The organism is Microbulbifer mixtoriginis (SeqCode) (genome assembly GCF_052467235.1).
Map to the genome: position 1 here is coordinate 3,589,741 of NZ_CP174305.1, position 20,202 is coordinate 3,609,942.

The following is a 20,202-nucleotide window of genomic DNA, read 5'->3' on the forward strand; positions in this document are numbered from 1 at the left end:
ATGGGGGGGGCTTAGCGAATTTATGATCAGTGCCTTTTGCATACGGCGGCCCCGTTTCGCTTTTGTCATCTCCATACTTATCTCTCTTGCGGGTATTCTCTCGTTGCCATTATTGCCGGTGGCGCAATTTCCAGAAATTACTCCAGCCACAATAAACGTCGCAGCCAATTACGCCGGGGCCAGTGCTGAAGTTGTGCGCGATAGTGTTGCCGTGCCCATCGAATCCCAAGTGAATGGCGTGGAAGGCATGGATTATATGTCCTCCACCAGTGGCAACGATGGCTCTTATAGTCTCACGGTAACGTTTAAATCTGGTTATGACGATGATATCGCTCAGGTCAATGTACAGAACCGTGTGGAGCAGGCCACGCCGCAATTGCCAGAGGATGTAAAGCGCGATGGTGTGGTGGTTTCCAAGCAAAGCACCACTTTGCTATTGGTCGTGAACTTATTTTCTCCTGAGCAGAAATTCGATGAACTTTTCCTAGCCAATTACGCAGAAATTTATTTGAAGGATGAGCTGGCGCGCGTATTGGGCGTGAGCAGCGTAGTTATTTTTGGCTCGCGCAATTACGCCATGCGCCTGTGGCTGGACCCGAATAGGATGGCGTCCCTGGACGTTACCACCGAGGATGTTATCAGCGCGGTACGGGCACAAAATGTGCAGGTAGCGGCTGGGCAGATTGGCTCGCCACCCATTCGCAAGGACCAGCAATTTCAATACAACATCCTGGTGCAGGGGCGCCTGGTGAATTCCAAGGAATTTGAGGAAATTACTATTCGCGCCAAACCCGATGGCGCCATGGTAAAAGTGAAAGATGTGGCGCGGGTGGAATTAGGCAGTGAGTCCTATTCCTCCTATGGGCAATTGGATAACCAGGCTTCGGCAGTGATCGGTGTTTATCAGTTGCCGGAAGCCAATGCCATTGAAGTGGCTGACGGCATCAAGGCCAAGGTCAAAGAGCTTTCCCAGCGTTTTCCAGATGGCCTAAAGGCAGAGATCCTCTACGACACCACTCTGTTTGTGCAGGCCTCTATCAAAGAGGTGGTGCAGACACTATTTATTGCCCTGATTTTGGTGATCGCGGTGGTCTTCCTGTTTTTACAGGATTGGCGCTCCACCCTGATCCCCGCTATTGCCATTCCTGTTTCACTGGTGGGCACTTTTGCATTGATGCTGGCGTTTGGTATGACTATTAATACCATCACCTTGTTTGCGCTGATTCTAGCGATTGGCATAGTGGTTGATGATGCGATTATTGTGGTGGAAAACACCCAGCGACTGATGAGTGACGGCCTAACGCCAAAGGAGGCTGCGTTGCAGTCTATGCGTGAGGTTACTGGGCCGGTCATTGCCACTACGCTGGTGTTGTTTGCGGTGTTTGTACCGGTCATGTTGATGCCGGGTATCACCGGAAAAATGTATCAGCAATTTGCGGTTACTATTTCTATGTCGGTCGCGATTTCCTCCCTTAATGCCCTTACCCTGAGCCCGGCACTTTGCGCCAGTATTTTAAAAGTGGGTAAGGAAGGCGAAGTTGCCGGAGTGAAAGAGACCGGGGTATTTGGTTTTTTCAACCGAGGGCTGCATCGCTCCACCAATTTTTATGTGGGCATGGTAAAAGCCTGCGTAAAGATTCCGCTAATCGGAATTATCTCCGTTATCGGTATTTTCCTGCTGGCCTTTTGGTTGTTTAGTAGTATCCCCACTGGCTTTATCCCTGATGAGGACCAGGGCACGTTTATGCTACATGTGCAATTGCCGGATGGTTCCTCCCTGGAGCGCACTGGCCCGGTGGTGAATCAGGTTACAGACATATTATTGGAAGAACCCGGTATGGCCCATGTGGTGGGTGTGCCCGGCTATAACCTGCTTACCAACAGTGTCTCATCTAATACCGCAATGATGTTTGCGGTGTTAAAACCCTGGGATGACCGCACCAGTGAAGAGGATCACCAGTTCGCCATTATGCAGCGGGCTCAGAAAAAACTGGCGCAGATACCCAACGCACAGATTATGCCTTTTGTCATACCACCCCTGCCGGGTATCGGTACCGTGGGAGGGTTTGAATTTGTGTTGGAGGATTTACAGGGGCGCAGTATTACAGAATTATCACAAGTAATGATTGATCTGCTGGGCGCGGCCAATCAGCGATCGGAAATTTCCCAGGCCTTCACCAGTTTCCAGGCGGCTACCCCCCAGTTGGAATTAAAGATCGATAAAGAAAAAGCGCACGTACTTGGTGTGCCGTTGCCAGAGGTTTATTCGACACTGCAGACTTTTCTGGGCGGATATTACATAAACGACTTTAATTTATATGGCAAAGTATTCCGAGTGATCGCCCAGGCAGATGCGCAGTTTCGCGATGACGAACAAAATCTGGCGGGCTTCTATGTGCGCGCCAACAGTGGTGGTCTGGTGCCGATTACCTCGGTCTCCACTATTGAACCGGTTGTGGCACCACAAACTATCACTCGCTACAACCTCTATAACAGTGTGACGATTAATGGCGCTCCAGCACCGGGTTACTCCAGCGGTCAGGCCATGGATGCCATGGAGGAGCTGGCCTCCAGGCTGCCGGAAGGCTACGGCTATGAATGGACCGGAATCAGTTTACAGGAGGTTACCTCAGGCAATCTGGCTCCCATCCTGTTCAGTTTGGCCATAATATTTGTGTACCTGTTTTTGGTGGCCCAGTATGAGAGCTGGAGTATTCCTATTGCGGTGCTCTTGTGCGTGCCTATTGCGATTTGCGGTGCCATGTTGGTGGTGTGGCTGGCCGGATCTATCAATAATCTCTATACCCAGATCGGTTTGGTGTTGTTAATTGGTATGGCGGCAAAAAGCGCAATTTTGATTGTTGAGTTCGCCTGTGTGGAACGGGATAAAGGCAAGTCTATTGCCGAGTCTGCGATTTCCGCCACCCGCTTGCGTTTCCGGGCAGTATTGATGACGGCTATGTCGTTTATTCTCGGAGTGATACCGTTGCTGGTAGCCACAGGCGCGGGTGCCGTAAGCCGTATTTCCCTGGGGTTGGTCGTGTTTGGCGGTATGCTCGCAGCCAGCCTGTTTGCCACTTTACTGGTGCCGGTGTACTACGCGTTGGTGCAGACGATTCGTGAGAAGCTCAAAGGGGGCTATACGCCCCAGTCCCAGCTGGATGCAGCTTCGGCTGAGCGGCAGTAACTGGCTGGGAGCCGCAAATGGAGATTGCGGTATACAGCTCGGTGTTATCATCGGGAATCGGTATGATGAACGTTAGGGAGCCTTTGTTGTATGAGGCGGGATAAGTGGATATGTTATCGATTATCGAAAAGAAAATTTCCCAGCAAATAGAAGAGCTGGAGGCTGGCGTACCAACAGGGCCAGAATTGTATGGCCATGCCGCTGTGTTGATTGCTCTTACCGAAGAGCCAGACCCCCATGTAGTGCTGACTAAGCGCGCCGATACACTATCTACCCATTCCGGAGAAGTTTCCCTACCGGGCGGGCGTTGGGATGCCACCGACCCCTCCCTGCAATATACTGCCCTGCGCGAAGCTCAAGAGGAAGTGGACCTGCCTATGAATCAGGTGCGGATGCTCGGCCCTCTGTGGCCACGCACTACTCGCTGGCAGGTACATGTCACTCCCTGGGTGGGGGTAATCTCACCGGATACCCATCTCAGGCCCAACCCTGGTGAGCTGGATGCGATTTTTCGTGTGCCTTTGTCGTTTTTTCTTGACGATCCCCGTATCCGCACTGACCGAATCACTATCGATAATCAAGCTATTTATCTACCCGCCTACCAGTTTGGCGACTATGAAATCTGGGGCTTTACTGCCGGAGTATTAACCGAGTTCCTCGTTAGAATACTGGGCGCTTCTATTGGGCGCAGGGATGATGTGCCATTACGTACATTGAATTAGCCCTGCTCTAGAGGAATACTTCACGGATTCGGATTTTTTGATACTCGTTATATTGGTAGCTTTAATCTGATATCAGTTCACCCAAGTCTTTCCAGGCATCCTCTAAAAGACTTAACTGGTCACGAGTATTGGGATCCGCAGTAAGTATGGGAAAATCAGGATCATTCGGTAGCTTAGCAATAACGCCACGGCGGCATTGAAATAGCCAGCTGCCGTCCACCTTGACTAATTCATCATGGTATTCTGCGGCTACGGCAACGCGATAACCAGAGCGAGTCACTAAAAATAAATACTGTAGTTGCTTTGCCTGAGGCAGATTGCCCATCTTCTGAAATATGATGTAATGGCGAACAGGTAATATGCCGGCTACCCAGGTTGTTGTGGATGACTGCATAGCGCTCTAGTTTTTCCCTTCCTCGGATTACTCGATTGCCATGCTCGAAGCGACCGCCAAGTGTAAAAAGTGACGCCCAACCTCGGGCATCACGGTTATCGATAGTTAAAGTGTAGCGAGCAAGTAGGTCGCTAATTGCGAATCGGTCTCTGAATAGCTGTAGTTCATTCATCATTTTACCCACTGATTATTTCGCTTCACTATTTATGAAAATAGCTTTTAAGGCGTGTTTCTGGAGATTATTTACAGGTGCCGCTTCTCCAGCCTGTACCCTGGTGTAGAAAAAATTAGGATGCCGCCGAAATAACTTTTGGGTACAAAGAGGCTTTCAAAAATCTATTATTCTTGCTTAATACCATAAATGGACAGCTTAAGGATAAGCATGTCATGCAGACTGATGTTTCGATAGATCGCGATAAGACTCCGTTTTTTGACTGGGTGGCCAGGACAGATGATTTTGTAGTTAATGAACGCTGGCGCCGCTGGAAGGAGCTGATGGAGGCTGGTCTACCCTACCGCTGTGAATTGTTGCTCAAGTCTCATCATAACAGCACGTATTATGGGGAGTTTGCAGTATCTTCCAATCCTGAAACGGGAGATTCATTTGCTCGAGCCTGCTTCTCTGGGAATTCTTTCCATCGAGCAAGCAATCACTTGAGTGATGGCTATGCCAATTATACATTGATATATCTTTTATCTGGCCGTGGTGCTATACAGCGTGGGAGTTATTTTACCCCGATGAATCCCGGTGGACTCTACTTGGTTGATCTGGCGCAGACAATTACTCATGATTTGGTTCATGAAAGTCGCTCGCTATTGTGTCGCATTCCCCGTGAGAAGCTCGAGGGGTTTCGTTCAGGTCCCAAGGATAACTGTCCTCTGACCATAGATGGTAGCAGTGGTCCCGGCCTCTTATTACGCAATTATCTTTTGCTGTTTCCCCAGGCCAAACAGAGGTGCACCTTTGCTTCTTCCAGCTTCCTCTTTAATCCGATAGCCGAATTAATTATTGCCTGTATCCAGGAGAGTCGTGGCAATTTGCAGGCGGAGTCGGAAACTCCGAGTCGCTTAAAGTCTATTTTTCAACAGGCTTGCAGGCTGATTCAAAAACACTGTTGTGACTCGGATTTGTCCGCTCCACAGCTGGCAGCGTCATTGGATATCTCAACCTCCTATTTACATAGAGCGCTGCGTTTTCATAATACCTCTTATATTAACTTGGTGAGACGTGCCAGGGTGGAGGCCGCATCCGCACAGTTATTGGCTGCCGGGAAAAATGCAAGTATTTTACAAGTGGCGTTCAATTGTGGATTTAACGGCACCAGCCAGTTTTCCCGGGCATTCAAAGAGGAGTTGGGTCTTAGCGCTTCTGAGTTTGTAAAGCGCTCTTTTGTGGAGCGGGAAAGAACTCTGGCACTTGAAAATTGACCCTGCCTGTAGGGTTTTTTCTTTTTATTTATTGTAAATTTTTATCGGATACTAAGGCTAAGGTCCTACCTGTGTTCGATAGCACCTCAGTCGAAGATAACTCGGAAGCTAGTGATAAGATGACATTAATCTTCTCAAAATCTTGGTGAAGTGTTGAACCTTTGGCGGAGGCCTTTTAGAAAAAAGGTGCATATAGTGAACAGGAGTTGAAGCTACTGTGGCTAGATGCCTTAAAGAATCTTCTCTAACCAATTTTTCTGCAACAATGTCTGGTAGTCTTGCAACCCCTAAACTCATTGTTGTCATTTGTAAAATGTCATGTAGTGAGTTGCAGCGTATCTTGGGAATAACTCGAATCTCTTTTTTACTACCCAGCTGATATTTCACCGGGGTGCCTTGCCAATCATTGATGATATGTTGCCAGTTGCGTAATTCGGTAAGATCGTCAGGTATTCCTCCCTGTTGCTCTATATATCCTCTACTCGCATAGAGGCTTTCCCGGAGTATTCCCAGCTTTGACACTTTGGCGGATTGCATATCCAGGTTACCTACACGAATTGCCAAGTCTACTTGGGAATCAATCAAATTCATTGGGGCATCATCCGCCAGTAAACGAACCCCCAGCTGTGGGTGCTGCTCGTTAAGCTGTCTAATTGCAGGGACTATAACCGGCTCGCAGAGCGCGTGGGGAGCTGTGATTGTCAGTGTGCCTGAGAGTTCTTTGTTATTACTTTTTAAATCGGCCAGGGCGTTGTTGTAGATATCCCGGATCTCGCGACAGTGAGCGTAGAATTGGGTTCCTGTCTCCGTCAGTGAAAGCGAGCGGGTGCTCCGGTAAAGCAACCTTGTACCGAGATCTTCTTCCAATCTAGTCACTGCCTGGCTAATTGCCGACTTGGTACGTACCAGCTTGTCTGCTGCGGCAGTAAAGCTGCGGGCCTCAACTACGGCTAAAAATATCTGCATATCCTCTAGAGTGGGTTTCATAGTTTAATTTCACTAAACACTAATTTGATTGAATGTGTATTTATCACAGGCGGTGCGTTAGGGCAATATGCTTATGGAAGTTAAAGATCAAACCTTTATCAAGAGGAGTCGGATATGAACAAGATACTTATTGAGAAAACTATTGTGGCCAGCGAACAGTGGAAGTCGTTTTTTAATCAAGGGAATGCTGAAGGCTGCGCTTCAATGTATGAACAGAATGCTCAAATGAATGCCAGGCCGTTTGGTGTATTTCTAGGTCGGGAGCAGATAAAAGCTTTCTGGCAAAACCTAGTGGCTCAGGGATTCTCTGATGTGGCTTATCAGGATACCGAGATTGAGGTAGTTGATGGTTCCTCAACAGTTCTTACCAGTAAGTGGAAGATGAACAATGCGCAAGGAGTTATCACTCGGGAACTATGGGTCCTGCAAGAGGATGGAACCATGCGCCTGCGCGAGGATGACTTTGAAGCTATAGAACCAAGCTGAAGGTAACAGTATAAATACTTCTGATTTTCGCTGCTAACTAGCAGTATCGCCAACGCTCGCTGGCCAAGAATTTTTGGCCAGTTTTAATGATGGTTATTTTATAGATATTTAATGTAACAAAAACAGATCCATTCTCGACTAAGAGGTGCCTTTTCAATTAAAGGGTGCGTAGATTTCTTTGAGAAATAAAAAGAGCAGTTTTTAACTTTTTAATTAAATTGGGTTAACGTAAAGGATATACAAGATGCCAGAATATCATCATAAGTTCCAGTGTAATAAGTGTGGTATTTTTGTGGTTGAAAACGGTTCTCCGTTGCCTCCTCCGGTGATGGAACATGCCTATTACCATGCCCATAATGTTATCAGTCAGTTTGGTCCTATCTATAAGGGGATAGCCCCTAAGCGCCGGCCAATGTTGCATTGCCAAAAATATGTCAAATATATTCAGACAGTACCGAAGGCTGGCTCTGCCCAAAATTTAGGGAATCAGGCCGTCAATAAAGTTAGAACACTAGCCAGGGACCGTGGCGGAAATGGTTCGAACACACCGAGTATGGTAGCAGTTATGTACGACAGTATATTAGAACAGTGGTTTGAAGGATCAACAGGGAATGGAACCAGTCGAGGATATATCCCGAATACGATTTGGAACACTATTCCGGCAGAACTGGATGTAGACCGATATATCTTTGGTCGAACCTGTGCTGAGGTAGACTGCCTGAGAAGGGCATTCAGTCAGCGGCGTAAATCAGGAGAAAACAGTCAATCTATCAAAAATAGTATTTTTGCGGCTCGTCAGCCCAATAAGCACAAAGGGAAATCGGATAGAAGGCCTCCTTGTGGTGCATGTAAGGCATGGATAGCCAGAGCTGGGGCTAAAGCATATTAATTCTTTTATTTCCTTATTGATACATTGTTGCTTAGCGTAGTGAGTGGGGCCAGATCATCAATGTGTTTCTACTCGCTGCACTAAGTGTACTGACGGATGTGCAATTGAAGCCCTATTTCTAGTCAATGATTAGCCCTCTGAGGCTGGAGTGGGAGGCTTTTTTATTACATTCCCTGAATTTAGGCAGATTGCAATATCAGAGCCAATTGCGTTAAGCCTGGATAGATACTGATTGAAGTGATTATCTCTCCACAAGGCAAACATAGAATACAGCAAATCTTATTTCTGTTTTGGTCAGGTGCTGAATCATTGTTTTCTTTTTGATTTTCCATATTCTTTCAGTATGGCTAGTGCTCGTGTAGCTGTCATAGGGGCTTCGACAATTGGTGTCATCAATGCCTGATGGGTTCGCCCAGTTGCTGCCATGCATCTAATAAGGGTTTTATTACATGTGCAGTTTGCTGATCTGCATTGAGTAATGAAAATTCTGGATCTTCAGGTAAACCAGAAGCGATGGCACTTCGGCGCAGGAATAGCCGATCACCATTAACCTTCACAAGTTCATCGTCATACTGGCCCGCCATTACCACGCAATAACCCGCGCGAGTTGCTGCAAAAAACTACTATGGTTGATTTTCTCTTATCGGTCGCCCTATCGAGAGAAACAACATAAAGATATGAAGACGTGATATGTCGGGTACCCAAACGGCTGTGGACAAGCAGCTATTCATAAAGTTTTTGCCGCCCTTTAATCATCAAACTACCGTTTTCAAAGCGACCATTTTCGGTAAATAGCGAGGCACAGACCTTGGCGTCTTGATTATCTATAGTGAGAATAAACTTTGACAGCAAATCGAAAATTGCCAGCTGTTCAAAAATAATATTCTCATCCTCCATAATAATTTATATGTTCTTTCACTATAGCTATGGTATTTAGGGGCAGAACTGGCTTTCAGGAATTGAAAGAGGGGTGTTGACAGAAAGTATCAGTACCTTTGTCGATTCTTTGGAGGATGGATTAAGCGCTTTGTGACCCTGTTGATTTAACGGCACTCCCTTCAACGGTAAATCTCCACCAAAGTGCACATCACCTGGTTGGTAGGTTACACAAACCCCATCTTTTGTTGTTGTTCTCCATCGGCCGGATAAGGTAATGACCCATTGTGGACTGGGTGTTGGGTGAAAATCACTTTCCCAGCTGGGAGGTAAGATGGCAAACTCACTGTTTATTACCTCTGGCAAATCTTTGTAGTGATATTCTGGATTGGGGTTGGAATATTGGATTAATCTAAAGCCCGTTAAATAGTGCTCTGTTGTCCTGGAAATATGACTTTTGTCAGTCCAAAGGTGGTAGTACTTTTGCTGGGTTTCATGGTTTGTTTTCATGTTTTTCATTAAGCTTCAAGATAGTAAATGGCATTATCTGAAGTGGCGTATAGCCTTCCTTCTGCCATTGCTATGTTTACAAAGTTAATATCCTCAGAACTTTCGTAGAGGCACTGCAAGTTTTCTCCTTGTGCTGAACAGGTCATCAACTTATTTAAGCAGGTAAATACTAGCTGTTTGTTCTCTCCAATAATTATTCCATCGATAAAACCCTGTGGGGGTATTTTGATGATTGTTTCTGTTTGAACATTGCTTGACCCACAGCTGAGCTGGAGGGTGAATATAATTTGTTCATGGTTGGGGTCGTAAAAAGGCTTTTCTTTTGTGATACTGCAGTTATCAACTAGAAACAAAGTTTCTTGATTGCGGGAGAGTGCAAGCCCGTGAGGAACAATAAATTCGTCGCCCAGGCAAAATAATTGCGATGCTTGTGCATCATAGGAGTATAGGCCGGTGGGCAATTCGCTTTGTGGTTTAAACCCCTGGTAGTAACCATAATCGGGGTCGGTAAAGAAAAAGTGGGAGTCTGCTTGAACTATCTTGTTAGGTGAGTTAAAGGGTAGTCCTTTGAAGTTGTCAACAATAATCTCTCGGCAAAAGCTATTTAAATTTATGCGGCTAATACATCCAGGACTATCATGGAATCCCTGTTCAGCCACTAGCAGGTGATTTTTATCAGCTGTCAGGCACATACCATTAGCCATATTGCTTCGCTCAATTACCGTATGTATAGACCTGTCTTTAAAATCAAAATAACGAATGGCCGATGGAGTTCGATAATCACTTGAAGGTTTGGAGGTGAAATATAATCTCTTTTGCCAATCGACCCATACGAGGCCTTCATGTGCATCGGTTTCAACTAGTGGGTGAAGGCTATATTGCATAGATTTACCCTTTGATTTTGTTGTTCAGTGCTAAAGATACTTATCGCCTAGACGCTTGTGATTTTTAAAACCGATAATTTTTTCTTCGCAGTAACTCACTGGCTTAAAAATCTAATAATAGCAGAGCTGGATTTTCTTAAATGTGCATCTAAGGACCACTTTCTACCACCCGTTAACACGAACGATAGGCAGATAAATGACCAAAATAAGGGGTATTCCCATCCACCATAAACGGTTTGCTCTACACCATTAATAACAATGCCGCTAGTATGGTTAGCCCAGGAGAAGCCGGCGAGATAGTGACGCCCTGAAAACAAGGCGATGAGCAAATAAAGTGACGTTCCTATTGCTGCGAAACGAGTGAATAGGCCAAAAGTGAAACCAATAAATGCGGCAAATGCGCAAAGCCCAGATATAACTACCATGATGCTGGAGAAACCTATAGCTGTGAAATATTGAACGACTTCTTCGTAAGTCTTGGCGCCTAGAAGTCCGAATTTTTCAGCAAAATGGTGAGTAAAGTTAAGCCCAATATAAATCCGTATCAGCGCTAGTTGTAAATCGGCGGGGTTGCGATAAGGCTTTTCCATTAATTTTTGCATTGAGCTTTCTCTTTTGATTTCTGTCCATGGCATCTAATCTATTTTACTGAAATCACACTTTTAACGAGGCTTAGTTTTCTTGCGGTCGTATATTTACATGTCTTTCATATGTTCTTTATGGAGGCATGAAAATATTCTTTGGCCGATTTGTTGGTTGGCATATCGCACGGTGATACTAGGCTTTTATATAGCTAACCTAAAATTAAGGAATTCCTTCATAATTCTTTAGGCTGCTTTGAAAGCTAGAAGGCTGATGTTGAAGGTTGCAACTGCTGGGTTTCAGCTCTTGCAAAGGCCATTGGCCAGGAGTTTTGTCTAACCTCTACAGCCTTGGGGGTCCACAAATGTATTACGGAATTTTTCAGGGACTCCTTAACTATAAGTACTCTCTTCATCAATACAGTAATTATCGACTTTGGCAGTGCCGACTATGGGAAAACTAAGCAACAAAGTCGCCATTGTTGTTGGCGGTAATGAAGGTATCGGTGATGGGACTACTCATCGCTTTGCGGAGGAGGGCGCCAAGGTGGCTATTTTGGCGCGCCGCGCTTTGGAGGGGCGAAAGGTCGAGCAGTCCATTCGTTCTTCCGGCGGAGAAGCTACTTATATCCCCTGCGATGTCACCGATAACAAGTTAGTCAGTCAAGCAGTGATGGAGACAATCAGTTGCTATGGGGCAATCAATATCCTGTTTTACGGTGCAGGGACGGGTGCGCCGAATATGTTTCCCTACGAGGGCTTACAGGAGTGGGAGGAGGTTTTTAAAGTCAACCTGACTGGCTGTTTTCTGATGTGTAAAGCGGTTTGGCCCTACCTGATTGGCGCAGGGGGTGGTGCCATTATTAATGTGTCTTCGCTTGCTGCGCAGAGTGCGCCAACCGATACGCAATTGGAGCAGGTTAGTTTCCTGCCATCAGCTTCTTACTATGCCTCGAAAGCAGGGGTGGAAGCCTTTACTCGTTATATTGCCGGAATTGGCGCACGTCACAATATCAGAGCCAATTGCTTGCGGCCTGGGCAGATACTGACCGAGGCGGTTACCTCTCCAGAGGGCAAGCATGTCTTTACTAACTTCTTAGAGCCCGCGCAGATGCTGAAGGGGCCAGGATACCCGCTCGATGTTGCTAATGCTGCTGTGTTTTTGGCGTCAGATGACTCTCGCTTTATCACGGCGGAAACGATTAATGTGGATGGAGGCTTGGTAGCCAAGGTTTGAGATTTGCTGCTCAACTTTTGGTTTAGGGGTTCTGCATCCAATCGGTTTCTGCGATTGAGCGTCTATATAACCCTTTAAGTCTATTTATAATAGGCGGCTATTTTTCCTTCCGGAACTGATTATGCCGAGACCCAAGTCCACTGTTTCTCTGGACGAGGTGCACTGGGGTGCGCTGAAAACCCTGTTCCCCTACTTATTGGAGTTTCGCCGGGCTGTCGCCCTGGCAATTTTGTGCCTGATTGGGGCAAAAATTGCGGGGGTCACTTTACCCTTTATCCTCAAGCATATCGTCGACAATCTGGATAAAACCGGTGGTGTTGCCCAAGCCATAGCTCTGCCACTGGGGCTGTTATTGGCTTATGGTGCGGTGCGATTCTCCAGTACTCTGTTTGGTGAGTTGCGGGATACCATCTTTGGTCGGGTGACGGAACGGGCTCAGCGTCGAGTTGGCCTGGAGGTATTTCGGCACCTACACAAGTTGGATATGGACTTTCACTTGGATCGGCGTACCGGGGGGCTCTCTCGGGATATTGAAAGGGGTAATAGTGGCATCGGCTTTTTGATGCGCTTTATGGTGTTCAATATCGTACCCACACTGCTTGAGATTGCCATGGTGGCAGGTTTGCTCTGGTGGAATTACAGCGGCGTGTTTGCTCTGGTAGTGCTGGTTGCCGTTATTGTTTATATCGGTTTCTCTGTCGTGGCCACCGAGTGGCGCACCCGTTTTGTACGGGCCCTGAATGAAGCCGAATCCCAGGCCAGCAGTCGTGCGGTAGACAGCTTGCTCAACTATGAGACGGTGAAATATTTTGCCAATGAGCGGCACGAATCGAATCATTACGATCGTGAGCTGGCGGTATGGGAGCGGGCCCGGCGTAAAAACCGCCTATCGCTGTTTAGCCTAAACACTGGCCAGGCACTGATTATTGCCTCTGCCATGTGCGCAGCGATGATTTTGGCGGCAGTAGGTGTGACCAAGGGGCAGATGACCATCGGAGATTTTGTCCTGGTTAACGCCTTTATGATGCAAATTTTTATCCCGTTGAATTTTCTCGGTTTTGTCTATCGGGAAATGAAAGGTGCCCTGGCCAATATTGAAAAGATGTTCTCTTTGCTCAGGGTTAAGCCAGCGGTGGCCGATCAGTCCGAGGCCTCAGATTTGCAAGTGCAGGAAGGGCGAATTGAATTTGATGCCGTGCGCTTTGGCTACAAAGACAATCGTGAAATTTTGCGCCAGGTTAGTTTTTCCGTGCTGCCACGCCAGAAAGTGGCGATTGTGGGAGCCAGCGGGGCCGGTAAGTCGACCCTGTTTAAGTTGTTGTTCCGCTTTTATGATGTAAGTGATGGGTCGATTCGCATTGATGGCCAGGATATTCGTACGGTCAGTCAGGAATCCTTGCGTCGCGCTATTGGTGTGGTGCCCCAGGATGCGGTGTTATTCAACCAATCAATCAAAGAAAATGTGCGTTATGGGCGGGTGGATGCCACTGATGAGGAAGTGATGGCTGCAATTCATCATGCCCACCTGTCGGATTTTGTCCGCCAGCTGCCCCAGGGGGTGGATACTCTGGTTGGTGAGCGCGGCCTTAAGCTATCCGGTGGTGAAAAACAGCGGGTTGCCATAGCGCGGGCGCTGCTCAAAAAACCACCGATTATGATTTTTGATGAAGCCACCTCCTCTCTGGACAGCCGTTCGGAACGCAGTATTGTCGCCTCTCTGAAAGAAATTGCCCGCGAACAGACCACACTGGTGATCGCCCACCGTCTTTCGACAATTGTAGATGCCGATAAGATTTTAGTCATGGATCAAGGCCAGATCGTTGAGCAGGGTTCCCACAGCCAGCTTCTGGAGGAAGGCGGGCACTATGCGACTCTGTGGCGCATGCAACAGCAGGAGCGTACGGCTGGGATGGGGGAGGAAACTCCTGTGGCTTCTCAGGTGGCGGAGCCATAAAAGCCTGTCTTGATAATTGTGTGTAGCCAGACTAATGTGGCGCCGAAACAAAAAAATGATAGGCAGAGCGATATGACCATTCCCTTTCACACTACCAAGATCGCTGCCGCACTGCTGGCCATGGCGCTGGTGGGCGGCTGTAGCAAAGACAAACAGGCCGAGGAAATCCGTAAAGATGAAGCGGAGGCACAGATTGTAGAATCTGAGACGGTCACACCGCCCGCAGGCCAAGCCATAGAAAACGCTGATAAGCGTTTTAATATTTATGTACCGGTAGAACTTACCGCTGATATGAGTAATCTTAGCGAGAATCAGCGTAAGATGATCGGCCTGTTGATTGATGCCAGCCGGATCATGGATCGACTGTTCTGGTTGCAGTCCTACGGCCCAGCAGAAGTGCTGCTGCCCGATATCGAAGACAACCGCGCGCGCAAGTTTGCCGAGATTAATTACGGTCCTTGGGATCGCCTCAATGACAATAAGCCGTTTATCACTGGCTACGGTCTCAAACCCCTGGGTGCCAACTTCTATCCGGCAGATATGACTCGCGAAGAGTTTGAGAACTGGGACCAACCTGGAAAAGATGGCCTCTACTCTCTGGTGCGCCGCAACGATGCTGGTAAGCTGGAGCTGATCCCCTACAGCAAAGCCTACAATGCTGACCTGAAGAAGGCAGCGGATATCCTGCGCCAGGCAGCCGCGCTGGCGGAAAGTAAAGAATTCGCCAACTATCTGGACATGCGTGCCGACGCGCTGCTCAATGATAATTTCCGTCCCAGCGATATGGCATGGATGGACATGAAGGAAAATGATATCGACGTAGTGATCGGCCCCATTGAAAACTACGAAGATCAAATGTTCGCCTATCGCACGGCTTACGAGTCTTACGTACTCCTCAAAGATAAAGAGTGGAGTAAGAAGCTGGCCAAGTTTGCTGCGCTGTTGCCTGAATTACAGGAAGGCTTGCCGGTAGAAGAAAAGTACAAGGCCGAAGAGCCGGGTACTGATTCTGATCTGAATGCGTACGATGTACTTTTCTACGCAGGTCACAGCAATGCGGGTTCCAAGACGATTGCCATTAACCTGCCTAACGATGAAGAAGTTCAGCTGGCGAAAGGCACTCGTCGCCTGCAGCTGAAAAACGCTATGCGTGCCAAGTTTGACAAGATCCTGGTACCCATCAGCGATGTATTGATTGCTCCAGATCAGCGCAAGCACATCACATTCCCCGCTTTCTTTGCCAATACCATGTTCCACGAGGTGGCGCACGGCCTGGGTATTAAGAAGACTGTGACCGGCGGAGCAAATGTACGCCAGGTGTTGAAGGAGACTTCTTCCTCTCTGGAAGAAGGCAAAGCCGATATTCTCGGCCTTTATATGGTGACCCGCTTGCATGAGAAAGGCGAGATCCAAGAGGGCGAGCTGATGGATAACTACGTTACCTTCCTCGCTGGTATTTTCCGCAGCGTGCGCTTCGGTGCAGCCAGTGCCCACGGTAAGGCCAATATGATGCGCTTTAACTTCTTCAAAGAGCAGGGCGCCTTTACCCGCGATCCGAAAACCGGTCAATACAGTGTGGATTTCGAAAAAATGCAGCAGGCCATGACCAACCTGTCGCGCCTGATCCTGACTATTCAGGGTGATGGTAACTACGAGCAGGCCAAAACTCTGCTCGCTGAAAAAGGGGTTATCGGTCCTGAGTTACAGGCTGACCTGGATCGATTGGCAGAGGCGGATATACCCGTGGATGTTACTTTCATCCAGGGTAAAGAAGTTCTTGGCTTGAAGTAAAACTAAGCAAATTTTCACCTTAAAAACCCGGTATTTGCCGGGTTTTTTATTTTTACCTGGAATAAACTCTTAGGGGAAAGTAGGGGTGCAGTTTAGATGCAATAAATATTGAGTATCAGATGTTGCTTTTATGGAGACTCTTTTATCGGTTGATAGAAAAAGCTAAGTGATTAATCATAAAAAATAAGGAGGTTTACATTGAAGAAACACTACAGTAGGTTGATCATCATTTTGGATTTATAGTTGAGTCTATTTAATTACCCTGTTATCTGTTTTAAAGACCGTATCTAAAAATTTTAAGGGAAAAACATGGAACGTATTTTATACACTGGTACTAAAAATGCCTCCAGCTGGGCTTTTCGGGCATGGCTACCTTTTAGGGAGCTGGGTATTGAATTTGAAGAGCAGGTTGTTGATATTCGCAAGCCGCAGCGCTTTGAAAATCTTCGCCGGATTGGTGAGATATCCCCCGCTGTTTCAGTACCCGTATTGGTTGAAAACCAGAGTGTTATTTTTGATTCCCTAGCCATTATGGAATATGCCAACGATATTGGCGGCGGAAGTTTACTTCCCTCAGATCCTTTGGCCAAGGCTAGAGCACGTTCTTTCTTAAGTTGGCAACATGCGGGTCTCTCAGGGTTGTGTCCACGACTTTCTTTTGAAAGCGCTTTTTATCAGGATAAGCGTCAGATGACCCAGTCTGAGCAGGCAGATGCGGAGCGATTGTTTCACTGCTGGGAGCAAGAATTAGCCCATAGTGGTGGCCCTTACCTTTGCGGTGATCTCTCCCTCGCAGATCTGGTACTGGTGCCCACTGTTATCAGGTTGTATACCCATAGCCCGGAAATGTGCGATTGGCCCCGGGCTCATCAATGGGTAATGAGGCTTCTGGCAAGAGAGAGTGTGGAAGAGTGGATGCTGGAAGCCAAAAGCTTGCCGCCGGTAATTCTGGATGACTACCGAAGGTAAAGAGGAGCGAGGCTTCCCGTATTGGTTTCCTCACTCAATGGGTACTTTAGGAACTAGTTCTTTTACCTCTTTGTGTCGTCCTCAAATGGCGTATATAACCTGAAATAATGAAGGAAGTTGCGTATTTTCTGTGGGAAGATCCGCAAATGTGAACCTATAGATTATCCAAGAAAAAAGACGACTAGAATAGGGTGTGATATACGTCAGATTTGCCCAGTGGAATTGGGCGGTCCATATCTAAAAATTAAGGATAATTATTAGAACTATGAAAATACCAGCCCTGGTTCTTGCCTTCTTCTTTAGTCAGTATGTACAGGCGTCTTGTCAATTAGAGGAATATGAACGTTTTCTAAACACCTAAAGCTTGATGATGCTGGAGGCATCTGTGTAGCTGTTTGAAGAGAATAAGGATAAATTCAAAGTAATAAAACCAGTTGTGAAACTGGAAGTAAGAAATAATAAGCTCAAAGTGTATTAGTTCAGGCCAAATCTGATACATCCCCTTGAAAACGAGGAGTTTACTGGTTTTGATGAAGGTACCTAAACCTAAACCTAAACCTAAACCTAAACCTAAACCTAAAACCAAAGATAAACCCCGTGATCCATACTAGAGGCTGCTTTATAACTTGAAATCGGCTATTCTCACACAGGTAAATAGAAAAAAATCCAGCAATAGTGAGCCGATTCAAATCAGAGTTAACCGATGATTAATGGAAATTGATCGAGCCTTGTCTTCCTGAGTTGAAACGAGGAAAGGGAGGCCCCACACCCATTGATGATCGAGATTGCTTTGAGGACATCCTGTGGGTTTTGCATTCTGGAACTCGATGAAAAGATCTTCCTTCCCACTATCCATCACCGAGTACATACTAGAGAAGGCTGCAATTTTGGGAAGAGCAAGGAGCTTGGTTGCAGGCATGGAGAAGATTCCAAGAGCTGTTGAATCAACAGTCTTTGCTTAACTGGGAGGAGGTCTTTTCTGATGGCAGATTTGCACCAGAAAAAAAGGGGGCTATGAAATTGGGAAAACCAAGCGGGGCAAGGATTCAAAGTGGATGGTGGTGGTCGATGGCGAAGGGATTCCACTGGGAAGCACCATTACTTCGGGCTCTGGGAGATAACCTGTTGAGTCGTGGAATCGACCTTATCTGTCAAGACCGGAAAAATAGGAAATAAGCCTCAAGGCAGGCTCGTAGAAAACTCAGAAGGTATGCTTGCCGTTGGAAAATTAAGCGGACTTTTACCTGGCTGGGAAATTACAGCCGTTTGGTTGTTAGATGGGAGCGATATTTGTCCTCTTATCGTGCCTTTTTCTATATTACATGCATGTTAATTACATTAAAAAAATTATGAAATAGCTTCTATGTCTTTACTGTCAATCGCTATGCAAAATTACCGGGGTTAAGCTTTTGGCTTCCGACATCCACTCTTCCACACTCTCTCTTGCCAGAAGCCTCATTACCCATTGATGAGCCCGGGGCCAATCACACATTTCCGGGCTATGGGAAATCAACCTGATAACCGTGGGCATCAGTACCAGATCTGCGAGGGAGAGATCACCACAAAGGTAAGGGCCACCACTATGGACTAATTCTTGCTCCCAGCAGTGAAACAATCGCTCGGCATCTGCCTGCTCAGACTGGGTCATCTGACGCTTATCCTGTTAGAAAGCACTTTCAAATGAAAGTTGTGGGCATAGCCCTGAGTGGCTGGCACACAGCCAACTTAAGAAGGAACGTGCCCCAGCTCTCGTTAAGGGATCTTAGGGAAGTAAATGTCTGCCACCAATCTCATTGACATACTCCATAATATCCATCGAATCAAAGATAACACTTTGGTTCTCCACCAGCATGGCTACCAAGGCAGCGGGAGACATTTCACCTATTCTACGCAAATTTTCAAAGAGCAACGGCTTGTAAATATCAATCCCCTGTTCTTTAAATTCAATACCCAGCGTCCTAAAAGGAAGCCATGCCCGAAAGCCCAGCTGGAGAATTATTTTGGTGCTGATATATAAAATACGTACCATGTTTTCCCTTGAAAATTAAAGATATTATCTTTTGTCAGGTAACAGGGGGGGTGAAAAATACTCTGTCAAAATCATCAAAATGATTATCAACATATTGTAGTGCTCTTTCAATCTTGGTCACGGATAATAAGTGCAATTGGTATAGGAGGGCTCAGCTGGTAGAGTCGGAACCTCTCCCGATCAAGATAAAGACATTGAGGAGCTACTACCAACTAAGTGAGAACTAACGACACCAGATTTACAGCCTAAAAAAGCCGGACATCCTCAGAGAGCAATAGCAAAATTGTTAGAGGAATATCCCTCGACGATCAGCCGAGAGCTATGACTCAATATAGGCCTGCGAGGATATCGTCTCGGGCAAGTACATAAGTTCGCCGAACTAAGACGTCAGCAAGCGTACAAGGCACAAAAAGTGATTGATAGCGTGTGGCAACAAATAGACACCCTAACTCGGAAAGAATTAAGTCCAAAACAGACTGTGAGCTATTTAAAGAGACATAAAGCTGTATCGTTACATCATGAAACGATCTGCAAACTAATTTATTTAGATCAGGAAAATGGTGGAGACTTATTCAAGCATCTTAGGATTAAATCAAAGCTCTATCGCAAGCGAAACGGCAAGTATGATCGACGCGGAAACATCAAAAACAGAGTGAGCATATATGATCGACCAGCTGTTGTAGACCGAATTAATCGGATTGGCGACTGGGAAGGTGATACCGCTATAGGCAAGGAGCGTGGCGGATCTTTGCTGACTTTGGTAGAGCGTAAAATATTTTTTACTGTTATTTTTAGATTGACGGGTAAACGATCAGACTTGTTAGCTGAGACAGCATTTAGTCATATGGTGAGTTTCAGAGGTAAAATAAAAACAATTACCATTCGGAAATGGTCTTGAGTTCACTGGTCATGGGGCGATTGCATAAGGCTGAAAGCCTGATATCTATTTTACTCATTCATATTCATTTTTGGAGAGAGATCAATAAAGTAATAGGCGAGAAAGTTCAACTTGTAATGAATCGCCTAAATGGTAGGTCAGGAGCGATCCGGGGAAGCAGGACACCAACACTAAATGTATTATTTAAGGGGCTGCAAGATGATATAATCACAGCATTTGGGAGTTTCAGTTATCACTTGATGTTAGCGATTTTTGACGAGCAGGTATTTCTAGTCGCATTATATCTGAACTCAAAATTTGGCGTCCTAATTGTGATATCTAAGTTTTATCATATAGGAAAATGTCGTACATCTAATCTATTAGGTTTGATACGCATCAAT

At 46.4% G+C, this 20,202-nt stretch carries 20 protein-coding genes and 1 pseudogene; 11 read left to right on the plus strand and 10 right to left on the minus strand.

Features of this window, described 5'->3' with window-relative positions:
* Nucleotides 1-22 precede the first annotated feature (22 nt).
* Nucleotides 23-3,187 carry an efflux RND transporter permease subunit gene (locus tag ACJJIO_RS15660; protein WP_444909015.1) on the plus strand — a complete coding sequence of 1,055 codons (3,165 nt, stop codon included), beginning with the start codon at nucleotides 23-25 and terminating at the stop codon, nucleotides 3,185-3,187.
* A gap of 110 nt (nucleotides 3,188-3,297) precedes the next feature.
* Nucleotides 3,298-3,909 carry an NUDIX hydrolase gene (locus tag ACJJIO_RS15665; protein WP_252085055.1) on the plus strand — a complete coding sequence of 204 codons (612 nt, stop codon included), beginning with the start codon at nucleotides 3,298-3,300 and terminating at the stop codon, nucleotides 3,907-3,909.
* 233 nt (nucleotides 3,910-4,142) lie between these two features.
* Here ACJJIO_RS15665 and ACJJIO_RS15670 read toward each other — a convergent pair whose 3' ends face one another.
* Nucleotides 4,143-4,478: a nuclear transport factor 2 family protein gene (locus ACJJIO_RS15670; protein WP_444909016.1), complete on the minus strand. Its 336-nt coding sequence runs from the start codon at nucleotides 4,476-4,478 to the stop codon at nucleotides 4,143-4,145.
* Nucleotides 4,479-4,690: 212 nt separating this feature from the next.
* Between ACJJIO_RS15670 and ACJJIO_RS15675 the strand changes: the two genes are divergently transcribed.
* Nucleotides 4,691-5,731, plus strand: a complete 1,041-nt coding sequence (locus ACJJIO_RS15675) for a helix-turn-helix transcriptional regulator (protein ID WP_444909017.1) — start codon at nucleotides 4,691-4,693, stop codon at nucleotides 5,729-5,731.
* A gap of 108 nt (nucleotides 5,732-5,839) precedes the next feature.
* Here the strand turns inward: ACJJIO_RS15675 and ACJJIO_RS15680 are convergent, their stop codons facing one another.
* The gene (locus tag ACJJIO_RS15680; RefSeq protein ID WP_444909018.1) at nucleotides 5,840-6,718 is read right to left on the minus strand and encodes a LysR family transcriptional regulator; all 879 of its coding nucleotides are present in this window, start codon (nucleotides 6,716-6,718) and stop codon (nucleotides 5,840-5,842) included.
* Between the two features lie 114 nt (nucleotides 6,719-6,832).
* Between ACJJIO_RS15680 and ACJJIO_RS15685 the strand changes: the two genes are divergently transcribed.
* Nucleotides 6,833-7,204: a nuclear transport factor 2 family protein gene (locus tag ACJJIO_RS15685; RefSeq protein ID WP_444904156.1), complete on the plus strand. Its 372-nt coding sequence runs from the start codon at nucleotides 6,833-6,835 to the stop codon at nucleotides 7,202-7,204.
* A 244-nt stretch (nucleotides 7,205-7,448) separates the two neighbouring features.
* Nucleotides 7,449-8,093 (plus strand): hypothetical protein, encoded by a 645-nt coding sequence (locus tag ACJJIO_RS15690; RefSeq protein WP_444909019.1) that lies wholly within the window; start codon nucleotides 7,449-7,451, stop codon nucleotides 8,091-8,093.
* Between the two features lie 392 nt (nucleotides 8,094-8,485).
* On the opposite strand, the gene ACJJIO_RS15695 is transcribed toward ACJJIO_RS15690, so the two are convergent.
* The 5 genes from ACJJIO_RS15695 to ACJJIO_RS15715 form a co-directional block, all read right to left on the minus strand.
* Entirely contained in the window at nucleotides 8,486-8,677 is a 192-nt protein-coding gene (locus tag ACJJIO_RS15695) for a hypothetical protein (protein WP_444909020.1), read from the minus strand.
* Nucleotides 8,678-8,816: 139 nt separating this feature from the next.
* Entirely contained in the window at nucleotides 8,817-8,990 is a 174-nt protein-coding gene (locus ACJJIO_RS15700; RefSeq protein ID WP_444909021.1) for a hypothetical protein, read from the minus strand.
* A gap of 36 nt (nucleotides 8,991-9,026) precedes the next feature.
* Complete coding sequence (locus ACJJIO_RS15705) at nucleotides 9,027-9,488, minus strand: cupin domain-containing protein (RefSeq protein ID WP_444909022.1); 462 nt, start codon at nucleotides 9,486-9,488, stop codon at nucleotides 9,027-9,029.
* Complete coding sequence (locus ACJJIO_RS15710) at nucleotides 9,488-10,363, minus strand: SMP-30/gluconolactonase/LRE family protein (protein ID WP_444909023.1); 876 nt, start codon at nucleotides 10,361-10,363, stop codon at nucleotides 9,488-9,490. Before ACJJIO_RS15710 ends, ACJJIO_RS15705 begins: the two co-directional genes overlap by 1 nt.
* A 95-nt stretch (nucleotides 10,364-10,458) precedes the next feature.
* Entirely contained in the window at nucleotides 10,459-10,965 is a 507-nt protein-coding gene (locus ACJJIO_RS15715; protein ID WP_444909024.1) for a DoxX family protein, read from the minus strand.
* Nucleotides 10,966-11,395: 430 nt separating this feature from the next.
* Here ACJJIO_RS15715 and ACJJIO_RS15720 point away from each other — a divergent pair, with 430 nt between their 5' ends.
* From ACJJIO_RS15720 to ACJJIO_RS15735, 4 genes are all read left to right on the plus strand, one after another.
* Nucleotides 11,396-12,181, plus strand: a complete 786-nt coding sequence (locus ACJJIO_RS15720) for an SDR family NAD(P)-dependent oxidoreductase (protein ID WP_252085065.1) — start codon at nucleotides 11,396-11,398, stop codon at nucleotides 12,179-12,181.
* 121 nt (nucleotides 12,182-12,302) lie between these two features.
* Entirely contained in the window at nucleotides 12,303-14,135 is a 1,833-nt protein-coding gene (locus ACJJIO_RS15725) for an ABCB family ABC transporter ATP-binding protein/permease (protein ID WP_444909025.1), read from the plus strand.
* Between the two features lie 72 nt (nucleotides 14,136-14,207).
* Entirely contained in the window at nucleotides 14,208-15,926 is a 1,719-nt protein-coding gene (locus ACJJIO_RS15730; RefSeq protein WP_444904158.1) for a DUF8614 domain-containing protein, read from the plus strand.
* A 309-nt stretch (nucleotides 15,927-16,235) separates the two neighbouring features.
* Nucleotides 16,236-16,895, plus strand: a complete 660-nt coding sequence (locus tag ACJJIO_RS15735) for a glutathione S-transferase family protein (protein WP_444909026.1) — start codon at nucleotides 16,236-16,238, stop codon at nucleotides 16,893-16,895.
* A gap of 685 nt (nucleotides 16,896-17,580) precedes the next feature.
* On the opposite strand, the gene ACJJIO_RS15740 is transcribed toward ACJJIO_RS15735, so the two are convergent.
* Nucleotides 17,581-17,814, minus strand: a complete 234-nt coding sequence (locus ACJJIO_RS15740; protein WP_444909027.1) for a hypothetical protein — start codon at nucleotides 17,812-17,814, stop codon at nucleotides 17,581-17,583.
* Between the two features lie 213 nt (nucleotides 17,815-18,027).
* Between ACJJIO_RS15740 and ACJJIO_RS15745 the strand changes: the two genes are divergently transcribed.
* Entirely contained in the window at nucleotides 18,028-18,228 is a 201-nt protein-coding gene (locus ACJJIO_RS15745) for a hypothetical protein (RefSeq protein ID WP_444909028.1), read from the plus strand.
* Between the two features lie 42 nt (nucleotides 18,229-18,270).
* On the opposite strand, the gene ACJJIO_RS15750 is transcribed toward ACJJIO_RS15745, so the two are convergent.
* Nucleotides 18,271-18,543: a glutathione S-transferase family protein gene (locus ACJJIO_RS15750; protein WP_444909029.1), complete on the minus strand. Its 273-nt coding sequence runs from the start codon at nucleotides 18,541-18,543 to the stop codon at nucleotides 18,271-18,273.
* A gap of 114 nt (nucleotides 18,544-18,657) precedes the next feature.
* Entirely contained in the window at nucleotides 18,658-18,924 is a 267-nt protein-coding gene (locus ACJJIO_RS15755; RefSeq protein ID WP_444909030.1) for a thioredoxin domain-containing protein, read from the minus strand.
* A gap of 236 nt (nucleotides 18,925-19,160) precedes the next feature.
* Between ACJJIO_RS15755 and ACJJIO_RS15760 the strand changes: the two are divergent.
* A pseudogene (locus tag ACJJIO_RS15760) lies at nucleotides 19,161-20,037 on the plus strand (IS30 family transposase); the annotation flags it as partial.
* Nucleotides 20,038-20,202: the final 165 nt, after the last annotated feature.

Excerpts from the sequence above, each read along its gene's own strand:
- ACJJIO_RS15720 (WP_252085065.1), top strand. The coding sequence starts at position 11,396 with ATGGGAAAACTAAGCAACAAAGTCGCCATTGTTGTTGGCGGTAATGAA.
- ACJJIO_RS15700 (WP_444909021.1), bottom strand. The coding sequence starts at position 8,990 with ATGGAGGATGAGAATATTATTTTTGAACAGCTGGCAATTTTCGATTTG.
- ACJJIO_RS15710 (WP_444909023.1), bottom strand. The coding sequence starts at position 10,363 with ATGCAATATAGCCTTCACCCACTAGTTGAAACCGATGCACATGAAGGC.
- ACJJIO_RS15755 (WP_444909030.1), bottom strand. The coding sequence starts at position 18,924 with ATGGTACGTATTTTATATATCAGCACCAAAATAATTCTCCAGCTGGGC.
- ACJJIO_RS15740 (WP_444909027.1), bottom strand. The coding sequence starts at position 17,814 with ATGCCTGCAACCAAGCTCCTTGCTCTTCCCAAAATTGCAGCCTTCTCT.
- ACJJIO_RS15725 (WP_444909025.1), top strand. The coding sequence starts at position 12,303 with ATGCCGAGACCCAAGTCCACTGTTTCTCTGGACGAGGTGCACTGGGGT.
- ACJJIO_RS15660 (WP_444909015.1), top strand. The coding sequence starts at position 23 with ATGATCAGTGCCTTTTGCATACGGCGGCCCCGTTTCGCTTTTGTCATC.
- ACJJIO_RS15735 (WP_444909026.1), top strand. The coding sequence starts at position 16,236 with ATGGAACGTATTTTATACACTGGTACTAAAAATGCCTCCAGCTGGGCT.
- ACJJIO_RS15665 (WP_252085055.1), top strand. The coding sequence starts at position 3,298 with ATGTTATCGATTATCGAAAAGAAAATTTCCCAGCAAATAGAAGAGCTG.
- ACJJIO_RS15690 (WP_444909019.1), top strand. The coding sequence starts at position 7,449 with ATGCCAGAATATCATCATAAGTTCCAGTGTAATAAGTGTGGTATTTTT.
- ACJJIO_RS15695 (WP_444909020.1), bottom strand. The coding sequence starts at position 8,677 with ATGGCGGGCCAGTATGACGATGAACTTGTGAAGGTTAATGGTGATCGG.
- ACJJIO_RS15680 (WP_444909018.1), bottom strand. The coding sequence starts at position 6,718 with ATGAAACCCACTCTAGAGGATATGCAGATATTTTTAGCCGTAGTTGAG.
- ACJJIO_RS15750 (WP_444909029.1), bottom strand. The coding sequence starts at position 18,543 with ATGACCCAGTCTGAGCAGGCAGATGCCGAGCGATTGTTTCACTGCTGG.
- ACJJIO_RS15670 (WP_444909016.1), bottom strand. The coding sequence starts at position 4,478 with ATGATGAATGAACTACAGCTATTCAGAGACCGATTCGCAATTAGCGAC.
- ACJJIO_RS15730 (WP_444904158.1), top strand. The coding sequence starts at position 14,208 with ATGACCATTCCCTTTCACACTACCAAGATCGCTGCCGCACTGCTGGCC.
- ACJJIO_RS15685 (WP_444904156.1), top strand. The coding sequence starts at position 6,833 with ATGAACAAGATACTTATTGAGAAAACTATTGTGGCCAGCGAACAGTGG.
- ACJJIO_RS15675 (WP_444909017.1), top strand. The coding sequence starts at position 4,691 with ATGCAGACTGATGTTTCGATAGATCGCGATAAGACTCCGTTTTTTGAC.
- ACJJIO_RS15705 (WP_444909022.1), bottom strand. The coding sequence starts at position 9,488 with ATGAAAAACATGAAAACAAACCATGAAACCCAGCAAAAGTACTACCAC.
- ACJJIO_RS15715 (WP_444909024.1), bottom strand. The coding sequence starts at position 10,965 with ATGCAAAAATTAATGGAAAAGCCTTATCGCAACCCCGCCGATTTACAA.